Genomic DNA, 16,903 nt, shown 5'->3' on the forward strand with positions numbered 1-16,903 from the left:
CACAACAGCTATGCAAGGAACGCAAAGATGCAATCAGAAAAATTCGCGGAATTTCTCGGCGTGTTCGTCGATGTCGCGCGCGAGGGCAGTTTTTCCGGCGCGGGCCGCCGGCGCGGGCGCACGCCGTCGTCCATCGGCCGCCAGATCGACATGCTGGAAGAGCACCTGGAGTCGCCGCTGTTCCTGCGTTCCACGCGGCTGCTCACGCTCACCGATGCCGGCGAAGCACTGCTGATACGCGCGCGCCAGATCCTCGACGCGCTGGCCGACGCCCAGCAGGAACTCGCTTCGATGAAGGGCGAGGTGACGGGCATTCTGCGGGTGGCGTGCTTTCCCACCTTCGGCAAGCGCTACGTGCTGCCGGTGATGGGGCAACTGGCCAGCCAGTATCCCGACCTGCGGGTGGAACTGGATTTGACGGAACGGCTGGCGGACCCGGTGGCCGAGCGCCTGGACCTGGTGATCCGCATCGGCGACCTGGCCGACAGCACGCTGATCGCCAGCCGCCTGGCCACCCAGACCCGCATCCTGTGCGCCAGCCCGGCATACCTGGAGCGCGCGGGCACACCGGCCGCAGTCAACGCCATCGGCTGCCATCGCCTGATCGACAAGCTGCATGGCGCGGATTTACTGGGCTGGACCGACGTGCTGGGTCACCCGGCGCGCGCCTGCGGTGGTCAGCCGGTATTCGCCTGCGACGATTTCGAGGCGATGCGCCTGGCCGCGCAGGAGGGCATGGGGATTGCGTACTTGCCGGACTGGGTGGTGGAGCCCGATATCAAGGCCGGCCAGCTGCGCCAGCTGTTTCCCGAATGGTCGCAGCAGCCGCGCGCCACCACCGGCATCCACGCGTTGCGGGCGCTGCGCCAGCCGCCGGCGCGCGTGACGGTGCTGCTCGATGCGCTGCGCGCGGCCATCGGGCAGCCGCCGGTGTGGGCGTTGGCGTAAGGCGTAGCTGGCAGGCCTGTATCAGTGGCGTGATTGGTTTATTGCGGCGCTGCCAGCGCCGGCAACAGCGGCGCGATATCGCCATCGGACGGCAGCGGCGCGAGATTGAGGAGGCGCATCACGAGCGGGTACACATCGACATTGTCGAACGCCGGCAGCACCACGCCGCGCCTGAACGCGGGACCGGCGGCGATGAAGATCGCGGCCATTTCGGGGACGGCGTTGTCGTAGCCGTGGTTGCCGCCTTTGAGCCTGGCGATGGCGTCGTCGCCAAAGACGATATTCCATCCCGGTTCGGCCAGGCACAGGAAGCCAGCCACGCGCGGATTGCGACCGTAGGCCAGCCGCGCCGGAATGTCCTGCTTGCGCCAGCATTGCATGTGCTGCTGCGGCTGGAGCAGCGCTTGCGCCAGTTCTGCCTCGCGGCCCGGCGCCGCGTTCATGGCCGCATAGGGGCCGTCGATCTGGTCGCGGTAACTGCCGGCGGGGACGATGTCCTGCATGCGGATCAGGCGGTCCTTGCTCAATGCCGCCATGCCGTGGTCGGAGACGATCACCAGGTCGGCTTCCACCTGCCTGGCGGCCAATCCATCCTGCAGGCGGGCGATGGCGCGGTCCACCACGGCCAGCGCGGTGGTGGTCTGTGGCGCGTCCGGGCCGAAGTCGTGGCCGGCGTGGTCCACATCGTCGAAATACAGGGTCATGAAGCCGAAGCGCTGGTCGGCCGGGCGGTCCAGCCACGATAGCAGCAAGTCCACCCGCGCATCGGCCGGCAGTTTGCCATCGAACCTGGGCGAGACGGTGGGGCGCACGCCCCGGATGTCCGCTTCCGACCCGGGCCAGAACAGCGTCGCGCTGCGTACGCCGTGGCGCTCGGCGGTCACCCATACCGGCTCGGCCTGGTCCCACCAGCGGCGGTCGGTAACAGCCGCGCGGTTTTTCAGGGTGAAGTGCTGGCCGGGAATGGCGGCATCGTCCATCTCGTTGTCGACGATGCCGTGATGGTCGGGCCGCAGGCCGGTGACCAGCGTGTAATGGTTGGGAAAGGTAATCGACGGGAATGAAGGACGCATCGCCACGGCGCGCACGCCGCCGGCCGCCAGCCGGGCCAGGTTGTCCGTCACGCCCCGGTCCAGGTACTCGGCGCGAAAGCCGTCGATTGACACCAGGATGACGGGACGCGCCGGCTGGGCGTTAGCGGTGGCGCCGGCCAGCGACAAAAACAGGAACAGGGCAGACAGGATTTTCATGGCGGATAGTGTAGGCAAAGGACGTGACGTCATGATGACGTCATTGGTGATGGTGTCCATCTGCCAAACCGGAGAGTACTGCCTTATCCTCTCACAACGGAATGATCCTGACCGCCGCATGCCTGAGCGTACCCGGTGCGATGGTGAGGGTGTACAGCTCCTGGTTGAGATCGTCCGCGCAGTACCTGCCGGAGGCCGTCATCGAAACTGCCTGCGGTGAGGTGAGGGGAGCGTCGTGGCGGGCATCCAGGATATCGTTGCTGCTCAGGCAGAGCAGGGACCCGGTGTCCATCGTGGCGGCGCCTTTGAAACGGGAAAACATGGTGACGGTGTTGCCGCTCACTTTATAGATGGTGGCGCCGGCGCCCATCCAGATCGCGCCCAGGCCGGCGCGGATGGTGTCCACCCGGCGCGGCAGCGTCCAGTCCCGTGCGCCATCCTGGTTGGTTGTGCCTATTGCGTTCGAGCTCACCTGCCATCGTTCAATCACGTCCGGAGCATTGTCATACACCTTGCGCACCCATGGCCCGTGGGCATCTTCATGGTCGGCCAGGATGTCGATCCGGGTCAGGCGGTCGGGGCGGCCCCCGTTGCCGCAGGCAGGCAGGTCGAGCATCAGGTTGGCGGCGACGAGCGAGACGGTGGTGTGGACGTTCATGAGTGTGGCGCGGCTACGCTAAATTGCAAGTAAATCCAGCTTAGCGCCCGCCGGGCCGCGTCCGCTTCACCCAAATAGGTTAATCTTGAGCAATGGGTATTCTTTTGTCATACCGATCATTTTAGATTCCCTATGGGCAACAATATACTTCCCCAGTACAGCAGCCTGTTGCTGGCGCTCTATCGGCTGGCCCAGGAGTGCCCGGTGCAGCAATTCCAGGATGCTGCGCTCACTTTGCTTAAAGCCACGCTGGCCTTCGATTCCTCGATGTGGGGCACTGCCACCATGAACGCGGACGGCATCGACATCCACAGCATCCACTTGCACAACTCGTCGCCGGCCATGCTCGCGGCCTACGAAAAGGTCAAGCACCGCGATACCGCCGCCGTCCAGGTGACCGCGCAACCGGCGCTGACCATCGGTTTTTGCGTGGACGATTTTCCCGGCGACGACAATGCCGGCTTGCGCCAGTTCCTCAACGATTTCGGCCACCGCAATTTTTTGATCACGTCGTCCATCCATCCCGCCACCCGTTTCGTGCAATGGGTGTCGCTGTACCGCGCGCGGCTGGAGGCGCGCTGCCAGCCAGCGGAAGTGGATTTGCTGGCGTGCCTGGCGCCGCACCTGATGCAGGCGCTGGCGATCAACCGCCTGGTGCACCTGGACCGGCTCAGTCATGACGTGGTGCGGGCCAAGTGGTCGGTGGCGATTGCCGACCAGCGCGGCGTGCTGTACCACGCTGACGAACGTTTCAAGTCATTGGTGGCGTCCGCCTGGGGCCGCGACGATCCGGGCCGATTGCCGTCGGCGCTGCTGGCGCGACTGGTCGGTGACGGCAAGGGGCCGCGCACGCTGATGCACGAGGGGGTGATCTTGTATTGCAGCCGCGAGCAGGACGTGTTGTTCCTGAAAGCGCGTGCGGCCGAAGCGGTCGATACGCTGAGCGAACGCGAATTTTTGGTCGCCCGCCTGCTGGCCGGCGGCCTGACTCACAAGGAAGTGGCGACCCAGCTGCACCGCTCACCGGAAACCATCCGCACCCAGATCAAGGCCATTTTCAACAAGCTCGACATTAACAACGTGGCGTTGCTGGGGACCTTGCTGGCGGTGCGAGAGTAAGGGCCGGTCAGGCGCGGAACGCGCGCCGCATGCCGTCGAGGTCGATGGCAGGCTGGTGCTGGGTCTGTTCTGCGGCCGTTACCTTGGTGGCTGGCGCGAACACCAGGCCTTGTACCAGCATGGCTGCCAACAGCAGCACGCCGATAATTGCAGCGATCTTGATCGTGACCATGATTGTCTCCTTCTGTATGGCCGGTACGCACCAGCGTCCGGCGCTTTCTTACATTCAGAGTAGGCCGTACCGGGGCGGAAGGGAAGCTGTTTTATCGGATAGCTGGTATTTTCAGGCCAGATGCTTCGACAACATCAATAAGTCCAGGTTAGCGTGGCGCTGCCGTTGCGCGGTGCAGCATAGTAACTCTGGGTCCAGTACAGGCTGGTAAGGTACTTTTTGTCGGTGACGTTGTTGAGGTTGACGGCCAGGCTCAGGTAACCATTAGCCGACCGAAGCTATAACGTTGATAGCTCGAGTTTTGTGATGTTTGCGCGCAGGCGCGTTTGATCTCGCACAAGGCCATGCTGGCGCGCGCCCACTACGCTGGTCGTTGGTCCGGGAGGCTGCGATGGCGAAATTCCTGTGTGCAGTATTGTTGTTTTGCCTGGCTGGCTGCGCTGGCACCTCGCACCGCGCGCCGGCGCCCGGCGATGCCGAAGTGATCCCGATTACGGCGCAGTGGCTGGCCGAGCAACGCCTGCTGCGCAATGCTGGCGGAGGCGGCGGTGTCCTTGTCGCTGGCCATGGCCCTGGTGCACGCCCCACAGCTGATACTGGTACGCACGCCGCTTCCACGCAACCCGCTTTCGTTGGTGAGATGACGGCTGAGGCTGGTGCCTTTGGCCGTACCTGGCCGGTAGCCGACATTCCTGGCGCAAGCAACGGTGGCCAGTACCGGCTCGGCGTTGGCGACGTGCTGGCCATCACGGTATGGGACCATCCGGAACTGACCGGCGCCGGTCTGCCGTCGCGGTCCGACAACCTGGACGGCCAGATCGGCCCGCCGCCGGCCACGTTCGTCATCGACCAGCAAGGGCAGTTGCACTTTCCGTTTGCCGGCGCCGTGCCGCTGGCCGGACTGACCCGCGAAGAGGCGCGCGACCGCCTGGCGCAGCGGCTGGCGCGCTACTTCCGCGCACCGCGCGTGACAGTCACGGTGATGGCCTACCGCAGCCAGCGCGTGTATGTCGATGGCCAGGTGCGCACGCCCGGCCCGCAGCCGATCAACGACATTCCGATGACCCTGCTCGAAGCGCTCAACCGCGCCGGCGGCCTGCTGCCCACGGCCGACCAGAGCCGCATCACGGTCGAGCGCGCTGGACGACGGTACCGTATCGACCTGGTGGCGGCAATGCGCGGCGGCCCGCCGCAGGCGCCAGACCGGTCAGCCGGCCCGGCACCTGGCCAGCCGTCGGCACCTCAGTCATATGGGGCAGCCAGCCCGGCGCCTGGCCAGCCGCCAGGACTGCTGCCATACCAAGGGTATCCGGGCGCGATGATGCTGGCCGACGGCGACGTGGTGCGGGCGCCGCCGCGCGACGAGAACAAGGTGTTCGTGGGTGGCGAAGTACTGTCGCCGCGCGCGCTCACCATGCACGATGGCCGCCTGAGCCTGGGCGAGGCGCTGGGCGAAGCCGGCGGACTCAATCCGCAAAGCGCGGATGCGGGCCAGGTGTACGTGGTGCGCCGCGCACAGCAGGGCGACACTGCGTACATGACCGGTTCACCGGGCTCGCTTAACGAGCTTAACGAGCTTAACGGGCTCAAAGGGCTCAAAGGACCAAACGGACTCGTCACGGCTGGCGCGCACGCATCAACGGCGCCTCCAGCACCGCGCGGGCCGCTGGTGTTCCGACTCGACGCCCGGTCGGCCAGCGCGCTGGCCCTGGCCGAGCAGTTCGAGCTGCAGCCGCGCGACGTCGTGTACGTGGCCGCCTCCATGCTGACCAACTGGCACCGGGCAATCAGCCAGTTGTTCCCGGGCGAACTGTCTTCGGCCGTCGGCGTGACCACCAGGCCATAGGAGGCTCACATGGATGCGCCACGCGACGCCGACACTTCCCGCATGCTGCGCCCGCTGCCAGGCGTGGCGCAGCCGGCCCGCCTGATCGAGCACCCGACGCCGCCGGCACCGCCCGATCCGACCATGCTGGCCTGGCGCGCCTGGTTCCGTGCGCTGGCTGCACGGCGCTGGCTGATTGTGACGGTCACCGCGCTGTGTACGCTGGCGGCGCTGGGCTATGCGCTGGTGGCGCCGCCCGTCTATCAAGCCAATATGCTGTTGCACGTGGAGGAAGAGCAGCCCAACGCTTCGAAAAACATTCTCAACGAAGTGTCGTCGCTGTTCGAGACCAAGAAGGCGGCGATCGCCGAGATGGAGCTGCTGCGCTCGCGGCTGGTGGTGGCGCCGGCAGTCGATACCTTGCGCCTCTACATCCACGCGCGGCCGCGCTATTTTCCGCTCGGCGGCGAGTGGATCGCCCAGCGCCGCGGCGGTCAGCTGTCGGCGCCCGGCCTGTTCGAGCGCGGCGGTTATGCATGGGGTGGCGAAAAGATCGACGTTGCCGTGTTCGATGTGCCCAGCCAGTGGTACGGCCGCCAGTTCCGCATCACCGCGCTCGGCGGCGAACGCTGGCGCCTGGCCGACAGCGCCGGCCGTACCTTGCTCGAAGGCAGGGTGGGGCAACTGGCGCGGCTGGAAATACCTGCCGCTATAGAGGCGGTAGACGCTGTAGCGGCGGATTCAGCCGGAATGGCAAGAGCAGCACGAAAAGCCGAGGCAAGCGCACCGGATGTCGTGGAATTGCTAGTCACGCGGCTGCGCGGCGCGCCTGGCACACGTTACTTGCTGCGCCGCACGTCGCGGCTGGCAGCGCTCGAGAGCGTGCAGCGTGCGTTACAGATTTCCGAGCAGGGCAAGCTGTCGGGCATTATTTCGGTCACCTTACAGGGCAGCGATCCGCAGCAAGTGTATGCCACGCTGAGCGAGATCGGCCGCGAATACATGCGGCAAAACCTGGCGCGCCGGACCGAGGAGGCGCAAAAGACGCTGGCCTTCCTCGATCGCCAATTGCCGGTGGCCAAGCAGCAGCTGGAAGCGGCCGAGGCCAGCTACAACGGCTTTCGCAGCGGCCACGACACCATCGACCTGACCCAGGAGGTGCGCATTGCGCTCGATACGCTGGCGGCGTCGCAGGCGCGGCGCAGCACGCTGGTGCAAAAGCGCGCCGAGTTGCTGGGTCGCTTCACCGACGAGCACCCGGTGTTGCAGGCGGTGGCGCAGCAAATGCGCGAGAACGACCGCGAGATCGCCGCGCTGGAAGCCCGCATCAAGCGCCTGCCGCGTATCGAGCAGGAGCAGGTGCGGCTCGAGCGCGACGTCAAGGTCAGCACCAACCTGTACACCGAGTTGCTCAACACGGCGCAGCAGTTGCGGCTGATGGCGGTGGGCAGCATCGGTACCGTGCGCATGGTGGACATGCCGGTAGCGCCCGAGAACACACTGAAACCCAACCGGCCGCTGATCGTGATGCTGGGCATGGTGAGCGGCGTGTTCCTCGGCGCGCTGCTGGCGCTGGCCTGGCGCGCCGTGCGCGGTGGCATCGACGCCGCCGAACGCATCGAAGCACTGCTGGGGCCGAACACCGTGCACGCGATCATTCCCCATAGCCGCAGCCAGGACCGGTTGCGCCAGCACGCGCGGCGCGCGCGCAAAAGTGGCCTCTCTCGCCAAGCCGACCAGCAGTTGCCGGTCTCGCTGCTGCTGGCGCATGCAGTTCCCGACGACGTTGCGGCCGAGAGTCTGCGCGCTTTTCGCGCCACGTTGCAATTCGTGCTGCCGCACAGCCGTAACAATGTCGTGTGCTGCCTGGGCCCTACGCGTGAGGTCGGCGCGGCCTTTGTCTCGGTCAACCTGGCGCTGCTGCTGGCGGCCGGCGGCCAGCGCACGCTGCTGGTCGATGCCGACTTGCGCGGTGGCACGCTGCACGAACACTTCGGTCTCGATCGCGCGGCCGGGCTGGCAGATTGCCTGGCCGGCACGTTGCAGCCGCACCAGGCGCTGCGCGCCGAGGTGGCGCCACGGCTCGACTTCATCGCTGCTGGTGGCGCCGTTCCGCACCAGGCCGAGTTGTTGCAGCCGGGGCTGTTTACCGACGCACTGGCGCGGCTCAGCGCACGCTACGACGTGGTGCTGGTGACAGCGCCGCCGGTGCTGACGGCGGCCGACGCGCTGGTGGTGGGCGCCAATGCCGGGTCCGTGTTTGTAGTGGCGCGTGCTGGTGTCACTACCGAGGTCCAATTGGGAGCTGCGGTGAAGCGCCTCAACCACGCCGGCATCGCGCCGCGCGGCGTGGTATTCAACGATGTTTGACGTCAACGCATAAAATTTTTTTCGTGCACGAATTCGTCTCCCTTTCTGGCTGCAAGCCGCATGTTTACTGAGTCTTCCATTGTCCATGCGTATCGATCGTTGCTGGAGGAAAACTTGGCCAGAACTTTTTTTCTGAAAGCATTGAACTATAGAATTTGATGCCGATCAAACCTCGCTCATTCACTTTGAAAAAGCGAGGAACGGCTGATGAAATTATCTGTCAACTACCTGTCTCAAACCGCCGGCGCGACCGCGTGCATGGTGCTGCTGGCTGCGTGCGGCGGCGGGCAAAGCGATAGCGCCAGCCAGGCACCAGGCATGACGCTGGCCGCCACCACCCAGGTGTCGGACGAACCGGCAGCGGACGCCAGCTACAATGCTGCCGCCACTGCGTTGTACGTGGCAACCACTGGCGCCGACAGCAATCCCGGCACCAGCGCCAAGCCGTTCAAGACCATTGCCCGCGCCGCCCAGGCGGCTACGCCCGGCACCGTGGTGCACGTGGCGCCCGGCGTTTATGAAGGCGGCTTCCGCACCGGCACCAGCGGCACGCCGACGGCGCGGATCCGCTACGTGTCCGATACCAGGTGGGGCGCGAAGATCGTGCCGCCGGCTACGTCCGCCAATGCCGTGGCCTGGGACAACCGGGGCAGCTATGTCGATATCGACGGTTTCGAAGTCGATGGCAGTGCGCACAAGGCCGGTACCCGCTGGGCCGTGGGCCTGTACACGGCAGGCTCGTTCGGTACGGTGACCAACAGCCATGTGCACCACGTGGGCCAGGGTGCGTGCGCATCGGGCGGCGGCATCGGCGCCGACAGCTACTACAAGGGCGCCAGCAACGATGTGCTGGCCAACGTGGTCCACGACATTGGCGCGGCCGGTTGCAAGACCATGTTCGGCGTGTTCGTCAACAGCGCCGACAGCGACGTCAAGAACAACCTGATCTACGGCGTGTCGCAGGCCGGGGTGCAGCTCTGGCATGACGCCGCGCGTGTGACGGTGAGCCATAACACCATCTTTGCCGCTCATACTGGTATCGTGGTGGGTGGCGGCGATCCCTATGTGTCCAACGGGGTCAACGATTACTCGCGGGTGGCCAACAATATCGTGGTCGATACCCAGTATGGCGTGGTCGAGCAGGGCAACGTGGGCAGCAACAACACTTACACCAACAACCTGATGCACCAACAAACGGCCTATCCGTATTTGCTGATCAAGGGCGTCGCGGTGGCTACCATCGCGGCGGCGCCGCAGTTCGTCAATTACGTGCGTACCGGGGGCGGCGACTACCAGCTGCAAGCGACGTCCCCCGCGATCGACAAGGGCCTGGCAAGCGATGCCACGCCTACCGACCTCAACGGCAAAGCGCGTCCGGCCGGCGCCGGTCCCGACGTGGGCGCCTACGAGTTCAACGGCGCCACCCCGACGCCGACGCCCAATCCCAACCCGGCGCCCAACCCGGTGCCAGCGACGCCGAACAACCTGTACGTCTCGACCACGGGCTCGGACAGCAACTCCGGTGCGCAAGGCTCGCCGCTGCGCACCATCGCCCGTGCGTCCGCGCTGGCCAAGCCCAACACCACCGTGCACGTGGCGCCGGGCACCTACGCCGGCGGCTTCAAGACCACCACCAGCGGCACGGCGGCCGGCCGCATCTACTACTACTCGACCACCAAGTGGGGCGCCAAGATCGTGCCGCCGGCCAATTCCAGCAATAACATCGCCTGGGATAACCGTGGCAACTACGTCGATATCATCGGCTTCGAGGTCGATGGCAGCAAGCTGCAGGGTGGTACCGTGTGGCGCAGCGGCCTGTACACAGGCGGCTCGTATGATGTGATTCGCGGCAACCGCGTGCACCACATCGCCAACACGCTGGCGTGCAACGGCAGTGGCGCCTCGGCCATCGGCGTCGATTCGTACTACAAGGGCATCAAGGGCGACGTCATCAACAACTTTGTCCACGATATCGGTCCGGCCGGTTGCAAGTACATCCAGGGCATCTATGTGAGCACGTCGGGCAGCGTGGTGGGCAACGTGGTGTACCGCGTGTCGGAAGCGGCGATCCACCTGTGGCACGATGCGACCAATGTCATCATCGCCAACAACACGGCGGTCGCTTCCGGCACCGGCATCGTGGTGGGCGCGGGCGACTTCTACAACCGCAGCGCCCCCAACGACAACACGCATGTCGTCAACAACATCGTGTACGACAATCGCTACGGCATCACCGAGCAGGGCTCGACCGGTACCCATAACACTTACCGCAACAACCTGGTGTACCAGAACAGCATCTACAACATCAGCCTGAAGAACGGGCTGAAGGCGACGGGTACAGTGTCGGCCGATCCGCAATTTGTCAGCTACACGCGTACCGGCACGCCGGACTTGCACGTACGCGCGTCGTCGCCGGCCAAGGGCAAGGGGACGACCGACTATGCGCCGGCGACCGACATCGAGGGCAAGCCGGTCACGGCCCCTGTGACCATCGGTGCGTATCAGTAAGCAGTAGCCGCCGGTGCGTCACCCCGCGTCGATGGAGCGCCGTGCAGACGGCGCTTCAACGACGCGATCGATGTCTTTGAGGCCCGGCAAGCGCCGGCGTAGCAGCCGTCGCAGCCTGCCCGTTTGTGCTTCGAACGGCAGGTGAAACAGATACGCCAATGCCAGCACCACGGCCAGCATGGCGGCATACACCGCCAGGCTGGCCGGCTCTCCCGGCGCCAGCAGCGCGCCATCGCGGTACGCCCACAACATGCGCTGCAGCGGAATATGCACCACGTACAGGGTGAACGAGAAGCCGGCGAGGAACGCCCCGGTCTGCGCCACCGCCGCTGCCGGACGGCCACGTCCGACGCTGCACAAGCACACGACCAGCAGCAACGCCAGCAACAGGTCCGGGCCCAGGGTGACCAGGGTGAAGTCGCCATCCTGGCCGCCGAGACGCAGCAGCGTGGCGACCACCAGCAGCGCGCCGCGCCACAGCCAGCGCTGTACCGCCGAGAAATCGAAACGCAGGCGCGACGCCGCCACCCCCAGCAGCCACACCAGGAAATAGCCGGTGATCGCCGCGCCCAGCAGCGTCGCCACCGCAAACGCCAGCGCCGCGCACGCGAGCCGCAGCCAGGCGGCGCCGGCGCGCGCTGCAATCACCAGCAGCGGAAACAGTACGTAATACCAGGTTTCGTTGGCCAAACTCCAGAGCGGAAAGTTCTCGCCGAAAGGCGGCACGACCAGCGTCTGCAAGCCAACCAGGTTGCCCAGCAGCGTGGAAAACGACCACGCTGTGCGGGCGTCTGCTCCGGCGATATCGGCGGTAGTGCCAGCAACATTGGCTGGCAGCGTGCGGGTGTTGGTAGCCGCATCACCCGTGGCAGCCGTGCCGGCGCCGGCATGGGTAACAGCGGCGGTGCCTGCGGCAGGCGTGACAACAACGGTATCGGCGGCCGGGTTGGCATCGGACCACGGCAGCGCCCCGGCCCAGGCCAGTGCCAGCATCAGCATAAAGGCCGGCAGCAGCACGGTCCACAACCGCGTGGCGCGGTCGAGCGCATAGTCGCGCAGCGCCCGTGACGGCGGCATATCGTGGCTGCGGTCGAGGAAAACGCCGCCCACCAGCCAGCCGCTGAGTACAAAAAACACCAGCACCGCCTGGTGCGCGAAGCCGGTCATGAACGCCAGCCCCTGGTACCACAAGGGGGGATCCGTCAAGGTGCTCAAACCGGGGAATACCTGGGCGCGCAAGTGGGCCGCCGCCACCTGCAAGGCCGCCAGGCCGCGCAGCCAGTCGATCAGCACCGACTGTCCGCCGTTGTGTGTACTGTGCGCCAGCCGGCTGCTGCGCAGTATGCGCACCAGCGGTCGCTTGCGGCGCGCGCCGAACAGCAGCGTGGCGACCGTGTATAGCAAAATCTGCAAGTCGGTGGCGAAGCTGCGGCGCTGCACGTAGCGCGCATAGTATTTGAGTTTTACGGGCAGCACCTGGTGCAGATAGGCGTGTTCGGGGTCAACGGCCTGGCGCAGGATGTCGCCCTCGTTGCGAAAGCGCAGCGCGGCCCAGTCGGTAATGCCCGGCGCGACCGACAGTACGACCGCGCGCACGGCAGGCGGATAATGGGCCACGTAACGCGGCACCTCGGGGCGCGGACCGACCAGGCTCATGTCGCCGCGCAGCACGTTGACCAGTTGCGGCAGTTCGTCGAGCTTGTGGCGCCGCAGCCAGCGCCCGGCCCTGGTGGCGCGCTGGTCGTCGGCCACTGACAGCTGGCCGTCGCGTTCCGCGCCAGCGGCCATGGTGCGGAACTTGAGGATCTGGAACGGCGCCCCGTGTCGCCCCACGCGGCGCTGGCGAAACAGCGCCGGTCCCGGCGAGTCGCAGCGTATCCATGCCGCCAGCAGCAACAGCAAGGGCGACAGCAGCAGCAGGCCGGCCAGCGCGGCGACGATATCGAACAGGCGTTTGGCTAACATAGCAACTCCGTCAGGGTGGCGATCACGCGGGCCTGGCCGGCGTCGGCCATGGCGGTGTACAGGGGAAGCGTCAGCTGCGCGTGGTAGCTGGCTTCTGCGTGGGGAAACTGCTCGGGGCGCAACTGGTAGCGGTCGCGCCAGTAGGGCTGGCGATGCAGCGGGATGTAGTGGACGCTGGTGCCGATGCCTTGCTCCGACAACTGCTCGATCAGGCGGTCGCGCTCCAGTGGGGCGTCGGCCGTCAGGCGCACCGGGTACAGGTGCCAGGCGTGCTGGCTGCCTGCCGGCGCATCGGGCGGCAGGGTCAATGGCAGATCGGCCAGGCATTCGGTGTAGCGGCGCGCCATTTGCTGGCGGCGCGCCAGAAAGCCCTCGATCTTGCGCAGCTGCGCGCGGCCGATGGCGGCGGCAATATCGGTGAGGTTGTATTTGAAGCCGGGCGCGATCACCTGGTAAAACCAGGCAGGCCGGCGCGAAACGAAACGGTCGAAGGCGTCTTCGCTGATGCCGTGCAGGCGCATCACCCGTACCCGGCGCGCGATGTCCGCATCGCGGCACACCACCATGCCGCCTTCGCCGGTGGTCATGGTCTTGTTGGCGTAGAAGCTGAACACGGTGGCATCGCTGTCCAGCGTGCCCACCAGGCGCCCGCGCAGAGTGGTGGGAAAGGCGTGGGCCGCGTCCTCGATCACGCGCAGGTCGTGGCGGCGTGCTATTGCCACGATGGCGTCGATGTCGCAGGCCAGGCCGCCGTAGTGGACCGGGATCACGGCGCGCGTGTTGGGCGTGATGGCGGCGGCGATGGCCTCCGGTTGCACGCACAAGGTGTGCGGATCGACATCGACGATCACCGCGTCGGCGCCCAGGTAGCGCACCACTTCGGCGGTGGCAGTGAAGGTCATGGTGGGCACGATCACTTCGTCGCCGGGACCGATGCCGAGCGCTTCGAGCGCCAGGTGCAGGCCGGCAGTGGCGGAGTTGACGGCAATGGCGTGCACGTCGCCGCCCAGGTAGGCGGCGAACTCCTGTTCGAACTGGCGGCTCACCGGCCCGCTGGTGAGCCAGCCCGATTGCAGGCACTCGAGCACGGCGGCGGCTTCTTCGTGGCCCAGGTCGGGGAGGGCGAAGGGAAGGAAGTCATCTGGGGGAGTGGTCATCGTGGTCTCCTTTGGTCGGGATGCTGACTGCGGATTGCCGGCTGTGGTGCGCTCTGCCGTGACGGAATGATCGGTGTGCAGCCACGGGCCGGCAGGTTATTGCGTGCGATGGCGGCTGGTGCGTGGTATCGCGTGTTGCCGTATGCCGGTGCGAGGATTCGGCTGGCCGGTTCGACAGCATGCATCGAGGTAGCGCTGCGCCAGCAACCGGTAGTCGAGGTAGCGGCGGGCGTAGGTGGCGCCGCGCTGGCCCAGTTCCTGGCGTTGCGCTGGCGGCAGGCTGGCCATGTGACTGATGGCGGCGGCCAGTGCGTCCGGGTCTTCGGGGACGATGCTCAGGCCGCAGCCGGCATCGGCCACCGTGTCGTTGGCCGCGTCCACCGCGTGGATCACGGGGCGCGCCGCCATCAGGTAGTCGCCCAGCTTGTTGGGCGAGATGCCGTAGCGGTAGAGGGGCTGGCGCCGCCAGCCCAGGTAGGCGATGTCGAAACTGCCCAGCAGCGCCGGCATGCAGGGCTTGGGCAGCGGCGTGAGGAAGTGCACGTGGTGCAGGCCGTCCACGTCCACCCGCCGTTGCAGTTCCTGCTTGTGCGGACCGGCGCCGGCCAATACAAAGGCCAGCGGCTGGCCGCGCAGCAGGCTGGCGGCGTCGAGCAGGGTGTCGAGCGCGTTGGCGGCGCCATGGCTGCCCGCGTAGCCGATCAGCATGCGGCCCTGGGCGCGCAGGCGCGCGAGCAGCGTTGCCACCGGTCCGGGCAGTGGCGTCAACGTCGCTTCCCACTCGGCCGGCACGACGCCATTGGGCACCACGTGCAGCTTGTGTGGCGCCATGCCGTGCGCCGCCATGTGGCCGCCCGCGTGGGGCAGGATCGAGATCACGGTGTCGGCATGGCGGCAGGCATAGTCTTCGGCCGCCTGCATCACCCGGATGAACGGATGGCGCGGTGACATGCCACCGAGTTCGATCGGTGAGAGCGGCCACAGATCGTGCACCTCGAATACCAGTCGGGCGCCGGCCGCCAGGGCGATGCGGCGCGCGGGCCAGATATCGGCCGGGTAGGTGCTCGAGGCGATCACCAGGTCGGGGCGCTCGGCCGCCAGCCGCTTCGACTGCTGGTACAGGCGCGCGATGAAGGCGCCGATATTGGCCGCACGTCGTGCGCCGTTGCTGTCGTAGGCTGGTACGGCCAGCCAGCGGTAGTCGATGCCGTCGATTTCCTGGTCCAGCACCGCGCGGCCATCCATCTGCGGCGCCCGCGCGCGCAGGTGCGACGCGCTGGCCGCCACGATGCGCACCCGGTGGCCGGCGCGCACCCATTCGCGCGCCAGGTAGTAGGGGCGGTATTCCATGCCGTGGTGGGTCGAGCCGGCATAGTGGTTGATCAGCAGGATGTTCATGAGCGCTCCTCGGTTACCAGAGCCACGCGTCGAGCGCGCGCGCCAGGTTTTTTTGGCTGTTGGCGGCCCAGCCGGCGTGCCATTGCGACGGGTGCGTGAGCAGGCAGATGCGCCGGTGCTTGCCCAGCGCCGCCTGCGGCGCTACCGGGTGGAAGTAGCGCGGCGCCGGCTTGTCGCTGATATACAGGTCAAAACTGGACAGCAGTTCGGCGTCGTAGCATTCGGCGTCGATGCCGCAGCGCGCGCGCAACTCGCTGTCGGCGAGCACCGCGCAATTGGTGATGCCAAGGCGCCGGTTGGCGAAGTCGCCATGGCTGGCCACCGTGTGCAGCTTTCGGCCCAGCATGGCCTCAATGCGCTGGAAGTTGGTTTCGAATTCGGCGCGGATCTGGTCCAGCCGCGCGCGCACTTCGCCCGGCAGTTTCAGGTGGGTGCGCTTGGCGTAGGTGGCCAGTTCCTCGTAGTGGTAGCTGGCCTCGCTGCCATAGTCCTCGATCGCGCGCATCAGGCCGAAGTCCAGCGTGGACAGGCGGAAGTAGTAGCTGGCGCGCACGCCGTGGCGCTGCTCGATCTCGAACATGCGGCGCGCGGTGGCCAGGTCGGTGTCGATATCGTGGCGATGGACCAGCACCGGCGGAGGTGGCTGGCGATACGCGGCGCCGTTGCCGTGGGCCGTGTTGCGCAGCGTGTGCAGCCAGCCGCGCACCGAGGTCTGGCGGTAACCGTGGTCGCGCGCCTGCGCCAGCAGGGCGTCGTAGTGCGGCAGCCGGCTTGGCATCAGGTAGTCGGCGTACAGCCGGTTCAGGATGGTTTTCATTGCAGCGTGTAGCGCACACGGTACGGCGTGAAACCGAGCATGGTCTTGAACTGGCGCAGGCCCGGTTGCGCGCCGAAGAAGGTGTCGTACATCAGGTAGTCGGGACCAGCGCCGGCACGCGCTTCGGCCAGCAGCAGGCTGACGATGTCGGCGATCATCAGGTGCATCACGCCGTCGTTGTTGCGGTAGCCGAGCAGCTGGGCGAACGCGGCGAAGTTGCCGAAGCGGCCCATATTGCAGTAGGCGACCAGCTGCTCGCGCTTGTCGAATACGCCGAAATAGCGGTAGTGGCATAGTGGTTCGAAGTGCGCGGCCTTGTTTTGGTAACGCGTATCCATCGGCCGGCCCTGGCGGCTTGGCATGCTGGTGTTGATGGCGTGGATGGCGTCGATGTAGTCGTTGCGGTCGATCTGCGCCAGCCGGTAGCCGCGCTTGCGCGCCTTGCCCACGTAGCTGGCCGCGCCGCTGCCCGGGTACACGGCAGGTTCGGCCAGCCGCCGCAGGTCGATCAGCGCCACGCCCAGCTGCTTGTGGCCGATCACCTTGTAGCGCGGATGCCGGCGGGTGAACTGGCGGTGGGTATCGCGCACGTCTTCGGGATGGTAGCGGGTGTCGAAGCACAGCGTGGCGACGGGCAGGCGCGCCACTTCGAGCACCAGCCGGCAGCCGCGCGCGAGGGGGGCGAAGTTGAACAATCGGGGGAGCTTGGCGATCAT

13 protein-coding genes are annotated in these 16,903 nt (G+C 66.5%); 5 read left to right on the forward strand and 8 right to left on the reverse strand.

Going from position 1 to position 16,903, the window contains the following annotated elements; all coding sequences use genetic code 11:
- Positions 1-27 precede the first annotated feature (27 nt).
- Positions 28-948, forward strand: coding sequence for a LysR family transcriptional regulator (locus F8197_RS01520; protein WP_152879437.1), 921 nt, complete (start codon positions 28-30; stop codon positions 946-948).
- A gap of 38 nt (positions 949-986) precedes the next feature.
- Here F8197_RS01520 and F8197_RS01525 read toward each other — a convergent pair whose 3' ends face one another.
- Together F8197_RS01525 and F8197_RS01530 are read right to left on the reverse strand one after the other, a co-directional pair.
- Positions 987-2,258, reverse strand: coding sequence for an ectonucleotide pyrophosphatase/phosphodiesterase (locus tag F8197_RS01525; RefSeq protein WP_227012013.1), 1,272 nt, complete (start codon positions 2,256-2,258; stop codon positions 987-989).
- Between the two features lie 31 nt (positions 2,259-2,289).
- A complete protein-coding gene (locus F8197_RS01530; RefSeq protein WP_152879438.1) occupies positions 2,290-2,856 on the reverse strand; it encodes a hypothetical protein in 567 nt (188 codons plus the stop codon).
- A gap of 132 nt (positions 2,857-2,988) precedes the next feature.
- On the opposite strand from F8197_RS01530, the gene F8197_RS01535 reads away from it, so the two are divergent.
- The gene (locus F8197_RS01535; RefSeq protein WP_152879440.1) at positions 2,989-3,975 is read left to right on the forward strand and encodes a helix-turn-helix transcriptional regulator; all 987 of its coding nucleotides are present in this window, start codon (positions 2,989-2,991) and stop codon (positions 3,973-3,975) included.
- A 7-nt stretch (positions 3,976-3,982) separates the two neighbouring features.
- Here F8197_RS01535 and F8197_RS28470 read toward each other — a convergent pair whose 3' ends face one another.
- Positions 3,983-4,147: a hypothetical protein gene (locus F8197_RS28470; RefSeq protein ID WP_193333302.1), complete on the reverse strand. Its 165-nt coding sequence runs from the start codon at positions 4,145-4,147 to the stop codon at positions 3,983-3,985.
- Between the two features lie 391 nt (positions 4,148-4,538).
- Here F8197_RS28470 and F8197_RS01545 point away from each other — a divergent pair, with 391 nt between their 5' ends.
- From F8197_RS01545 to F8197_RS01555, 3 genes are all read left to right on the forward strand, one after another.
- Complete coding sequence (locus tag F8197_RS01545) at positions 4,539-5,993, forward strand: polysaccharide biosynthesis/export family protein (protein ID WP_227012014.1); 1,455 nt, start codon at positions 4,539-4,541, stop codon at positions 5,991-5,993.
- 9 nt (positions 5,994-6,002) lie between these two features.
- Positions 6,003-8,342 (forward strand): GNVR domain-containing protein, encoded by a 2,340-nt coding sequence (locus tag F8197_RS01550; protein WP_152879442.1) that lies wholly within the window; start codon positions 6,003-6,005, stop codon positions 8,340-8,342.
- A gap of 207 nt (positions 8,343-8,549) precedes the next feature.
- Entirely contained in the window at positions 8,550-10,850 is a 2,301-nt protein-coding gene (locus F8197_RS01555) for a DUF1565 domain-containing protein (RefSeq protein ID WP_152879443.1), read from the forward strand.
- Between the two features lie 18 nt (positions 10,851-10,868).
- Here F8197_RS01555 and F8197_RS01560 read toward each other — a convergent pair whose 3' ends face one another.
- The 5 genes from F8197_RS01560 to F8197_RS01580 all read right to left on the reverse strand — a co-directional run bounded on the left by F8197_RS01560 (position 10,869) and on the right by F8197_RS01580 (position 16,903).
- Positions 10,869-12,815: a sugar transferase gene (locus F8197_RS01560; protein ID WP_152879446.1), complete on the reverse strand. Its 1,947-nt coding sequence runs from the start codon at positions 12,813-12,815 to the stop codon at positions 10,869-10,871.
- The gene (locus tag F8197_RS01565; protein WP_152879447.1) at positions 12,809-13,972 is read right to left on the reverse strand and encodes a DegT/DnrJ/EryC1/StrS aminotransferase family protein; all 1,164 of its coding nucleotides are present in this window, start codon (positions 13,970-13,972) and stop codon (positions 12,809-12,811) included. Before F8197_RS01565 ends, F8197_RS01560 begins: the two co-directional genes overlap by 7 nt.
- A 96-nt stretch (positions 13,973-14,068) precedes the next feature.
- Positions 14,069-15,370 carry a glycosyltransferase family 4 protein gene (locus F8197_RS01570; RefSeq protein WP_152879448.1) on the reverse strand — a complete coding sequence of 434 codons (1,302 nt, stop codon included), beginning with the start codon at positions 15,368-15,370 and terminating at the stop codon, positions 14,069-14,071.
- 13 nt (positions 15,371-15,383) lie between these two features.
- The gene (locus F8197_RS01575) at positions 15,384-16,187 is read right to left on the reverse strand and encodes a hypothetical protein (RefSeq protein ID WP_152879451.1); all 804 of its coding nucleotides are present in this window, start codon (positions 16,185-16,187) and stop codon (positions 15,384-15,386) included.
- Positions 16,184-16,903: a hypothetical protein gene (locus tag F8197_RS01580; RefSeq protein WP_152879452.1), complete on the reverse strand. Its 720-nt coding sequence runs from the start codon at positions 16,901-16,903 to the stop codon at positions 16,184-16,186. The genes F8197_RS01575 and F8197_RS01580 overlap by 4 nt, the downstream gene beginning before the upstream one ends.

Origin of the sequence: Duganella sp. FT27W (assembly GCF_009295655.1) — a bacterium.
In the GTDB taxonomy this organism is placed as follows: domain Bacteria; phylum Pseudomonadota; class Gammaproteobacteria; order Burkholderiales; family Burkholderiaceae_D; genus Rugamonas; species Rugamonas zoogloeoides.

Bases quoted from the DNA above. Each gene is read 5' to 3' on its own strand.
- F8197_RS01530 (WP_152879438.1), bottom strand. From the start codon at position 2,856: ATGAACGTCCACACCACCGTCTCGCTCGTCGCCGCCAACCTGATGCTC.
- F8197_RS28470 (WP_193333302.1), bottom strand. From the start codon at position 4,147: ATGGTCACGATCAAGATCGCTGCAATTATCGGCGTGCTGCTGTTGGCA.
- F8197_RS01575 (WP_152879451.1), bottom strand. From the start codon at position 16,187: ATGAAAACCATCCTGAACCGGCTGTACGCCGACTACCTGATGCCAAGC.
- F8197_RS01565 (WP_152879447.1), bottom strand. From the start codon at position 13,972: ATGACCACTCCCCCAGATGACTTCCTTCCCTTCGCCCTCCCCGACCTG.
- F8197_RS01560 (WP_152879446.1), bottom strand. From the start codon at position 12,815: ATGTTAGCCAAACGCCTGTTCGATATCGTCGCCGCGCTGGCCGGCCTG.
- F8197_RS01520 (WP_152879437.1), top strand. From the start codon at position 28: ATGCAATCAGAAAAATTCGCGGAATTTCTCGGCGTGTTCGTCGATGTC.
- F8197_RS01555 (WP_152879443.1), top strand. From the start codon at position 8,550: ATGAAATTATCTGTCAACTACCTGTCTCAAACCGCCGGCGCGACCGCG.
- F8197_RS01550 (WP_152879442.1), top strand. From the start codon at position 6,003: ATGGATGCGCCACGCGACGCCGACACTTCCCGCATGCTGCGCCCGCTG.
- F8197_RS01525 (WP_227012013.1), bottom strand. From the start codon at position 2,258: ATGGACACCATCACCAATGACGTCATCATGACGTCACGTCCTTTGCCT.
- F8197_RS01545 (WP_227012014.1), top strand. From the start codon at position 4,539: ATGGCGAAATTCCTGTGTGCAGTATTGTTGTTTTGCCTGGCTGGCTGC.
- F8197_RS01535 (WP_152879440.1), top strand. From the start codon at position 2,989: ATGGGCAACAATATACTTCCCCAGTACAGCAGCCTGTTGCTGGCGCTC.
- F8197_RS01570 (WP_152879448.1), bottom strand. From the start codon at position 15,370: ATGAACATCCTGCTGATCAACCACTATGCCGGCTCGACCCACCACGGC.
- F8197_RS01580 (WP_152879452.1), bottom strand. From the start codon at position 16,903: ATGATCGCCAAGCTCCCCCGATTGTTCAACTTCGCCCCCCTCGCGCGC.